Source organism: Pseudanabaena sp. PCC 9330, from assembly GCF_055795045.1.
Genome location: NZ_JAYFES010000034.1, coordinates 1 through 3502, shown reverse-complemented (window position 1 = coordinate 3502; position 3502 = coordinate 1). Strand labels below are relative to the sequence as shown.

Annotated in this window: 2 protein-coding genes; both read right to left on the bottom strand. The window is 59.2% G+C overall.

Going from position 1 to position 3502, the window contains the following annotated elements; genetic code table 11:
- Positions 1-293: 293 nt before the first annotated feature.
- The gene (locus AC0QKW_RS00690) at positions 294-689 is read right to left on the bottom strand and encodes a DUF4280 domain-containing protein (RefSeq protein ID WP_473149147.1); all 396 of its coding nucleotides are present in this window, start codon (positions 687-689) and stop codon (positions 294-296) included.
- 122 nt (positions 690-811) lie between these two features.
- Positions 812-3304 (bottom strand): hypothetical protein, encoded by a 2493-nt coding sequence (locus AC0QKW_RS00685; RefSeq protein ID WP_473149146.1) that lies wholly within the window; start codon positions 3302-3304, stop codon positions 812-814.
- Positions 3305-3502 lie beyond the last annotated feature (198 nt).

Here is a 3502-nt window from a genome sequence, read left to right as displayed (position 1 = left end):
GAGGCTGACTAGTAGAGCGAACGGTGCCCAAAGCTTAGCGCTCATACCGTCATCCCAAAATAAGCATTAATGCTCATCGCATAACTGGGATGCACCCTATAGCGATCGCCAGATATAGCGATCGCCAAGCCCATTAGGCCATGAATGATACACCTGACGCAATGGCCATCCGCCATTGCGTCATCCCAGATCCCAGCTAAAGTTGAGATGTACCCCGTTGAATGCTTTCCATCGAGACAACTAAGCGGTAAAACCTGACCCTTCAAGCTGCTCAATCGGCGGATTTGATTTCTTTAAACAATCTGTACTTTGATTTGCCCTGGGTTGGTTACTTTGATCACACCACCCCAGGCACAATTGCAGATCGACGTATCGGTTAATGCTGGAAACACACCAATTTTTGATTTGAGCGCACCCGGTTTCCAGGGGCCAGTGGGCACCGGTATACAGGGCATGGGCGTCAATACCCCGAGGGCCGCACTGGTGGCCGACGCAACTGCCGGGTTGGCCAGCGAGGTACACATACCAAAGGGCGGAATGTTGGTCGTAGGGGCAAAGTCCATCACGGTGGCGGCGAGGGTTGCCCCGGCAACCTTGGGGGTGCCGGAAGACACCACAATCAGCGAACTCGGGCTACTGCCAAAGGGCACACATTGCAGCGTTGCCCCCATCGAAACTTGTTGCGGCATAACCGTCTCCTTGCTGTAGAAAACAACTGATAGCTGATGTGCAATGGCTGCATCTCTGTACGGTTTAATTCACATCAGATAAGGGTGAAGGTTGATAAAACGACCTGTCAGCTCATGACCTACTAGCGCAAATCAGGATGACGAGACTGAATGATTTCTCGATACGTGTTGGGCATAGCAAACTCCATTCTCAGGTTGTCGGCATCCAGGGCACGCTGCCAGTTATTGCCAATGGCTTTTTCTGCGATGTGATCGAGGCTGATGCGTCGTTCTGTGGCGGGCACCGCTGCCGTCACCCCACCCAGCATGGGCGCTGTAGTGCGACCTGAAGGCATGACAAAGCCTGCATCCGCCAGGGCCTGCAACGCTGCTGGGTCACTTCGCACCTCCTGCCAAAAGCGCCTTCGGGTCTGGTTATACAGAGGTTCGTAGTTTGAGGCTGTCAGCGTTTGATCTTGTAGAACATTGGCTCTGGCACGCTGCCAAGCCGCGTTTAACGGAGCAATATCAGCAATTCGCCGACCAATTACTGTCCGCACTCGAGCAATCGCCTGCCGCATAGTTTCACCGGGTCGCAGGGGAATGTCTTCAATGTCAAGCCGGGATTGTTGTCTTGTGGGAATTGCCCTATCTTCCTCTACAAATCGAGGTCTACTGCCGCGAGCCTCGGGGGTTGACAAATTTTCCTGAAAGGCCTGCTCGACGGCCTGGTCAATATCGGGTGGAATTTGGGGCCGGGTGACTTGGGCGGCGGTGGCGGCGGTGGCGATCGCTGTACCTGGCCCAACGCTGGGCGACACCACCTGAGGTGTAGGTGAAACAGTGGTTGGAGCGGTGAGTGCAGCGGCTGGGGCGATCGCCGCTGGCCCGGTTGGGGTGGGGGCAACGGCCTGGGCTGGGCTGGTGGGCGAAACGGGAACGGCTGCCTCGGCGGGGGCAACCAGTCCGGCCACGGGCCGACCTGATAGCCCCGTACCGCCACCCGGAATGCGCGTTGCAGGCACTGCACTGCCGACGCCCAGCATAGTGGCGGCTAACCCGGCATGGGCGGTGCGGCGAACGCTACGCCCATGCTCAAAGGCTCGCTGTTGCGCTGCCGTGGGGCCGGTGGGTCGGCTAGTGCTAGAAATCAACGAAGTAGCGACGCCCCCGATCGCGGCAGAGCGGATGACCTCCTCTTCAGAGCCGCCCGCCAGGTAGGTTCCAGTGCCTGAGGCCAGCGCTCCTACGCTCGCCGTGGCTGCCCGCTGTGCAAAGGGGTTTCTAAGGCCGCTGGCCGCAGTACCGCCGACACCGCCCAAAAAGCCAACCCCAAACCCGCGTCCCGATGCCGCCAGCACCTCCTCTGCACTTCGGCCTTCTAGAGCAGCGGCGGTGCCTTCTCCGGCAGCGCTGGCGGTGCCACTTGTCGCCGCACCACGCAACAGTTGGCTGCCCCGGCTTAGCCCCTGCGCCCCTACCCTGAGGCTGGTACCCACCCCCTGACCGATGCCCCCGGTCACGCCGATGGCAAAGCCTTCGCGCGCGCCGCGCTGTCCCTCCTGATACCCTGCGGCAAGGGATTCGCTGAGTGAACCTCCGGCAAGGGCGGTACTGGCGGTGGCAGATGTTCCTCGCAGGGTGGCTCCCTCGAGCGCGACAACGCCCCCCGTGCCCAGCCCAGTTGCCACGACACCCGTTGCACCCGTCAGCCCTGCCCCTGAAACCCCTGCCGCCACAACCGGAGCCGCTACAATCGCCCCAATCGTCAACGCCACAGCGAAGGAGGCATCGCGGGTAATTTCCAATCCGCTGATAATGTTTTCTCCAGCGATTTGAATGCCATCCACAAAGTTGCGATATTGACGGTGAGCGATCGTGGCAAACCGATCGCTAGTGGTAAAAAATTCGGCAGCGCGGCTAAAGTTACCCCGGTCTAAAAAGGCTCGGGCCGTGGTGATATTGGCATTGACAATGCGCACATTTTGACGCAGCGCGGGGCCGGGGTCATCCACTCTCCCCACAAACTGCACAATGGTTGAAGTGATCGGAAATTCCTCATCCACTTCTTTTTGCGCGTTGTAGCCGCTGAGGGCATCGCGCGCCCGGTTTTGAATGCGCGTCAGGTTCCTGCTCAGGACGCTACGGGCGCTGCTGCGAATCTGATCCACCTCTGATTGCGTCAGCATAATTACCTCCCCGTTCCACACCAGGGCATACAGGCCACTGGCGGTAGAGGATGGGCGTAAACTATCGACCACCCCCATCACCTGAATCAGCGCCTCCCCATCGTTACCGACAACGGTGGGGGTAAATGCTTGCTCAATTCTGGCGGCCCGCTCCTGGGCGGCGGCAACGCCCCGGCGTCGCTGGCGCTCAGTCTCTAGCTGTCGCAAGGCATCGTTGAGAATACGGCGATCGCTCCGGCTGACACCGGCCCGCAGTGCATCGTGAATGGCGTCGATCTCTTCGTATAGCTCTGCCTCTGACAGGGTTTCGTCGATGGCAAAGCTCTCTTGCAGCGATCGCGGCTGGCGGGTAGCCTGCTGTCTTCGCCCGTGTCGGGGCGGGCGGCTGGTCTGCTCCTGACGGCTACGACGACCCAACTCAGCACGGAGTTGATCTAAAGTTTGCATCAGGCGATCGTTTTCTTCATTGCTGACCGGGTTGGCACTGAGATGCCGCTCAATTTCGGCGGCTTCATCCTCCAGTTCCGTCTGTGAGAGTTGGGCGAGGTTCAGTAGATCGAAAACTCATGATGCCGTAGGTAGATAGACAGCCCGAGCGAGCGGAAAGTGTCGTTCAACGACCTGACGGATGAAGGAGAGCATGGT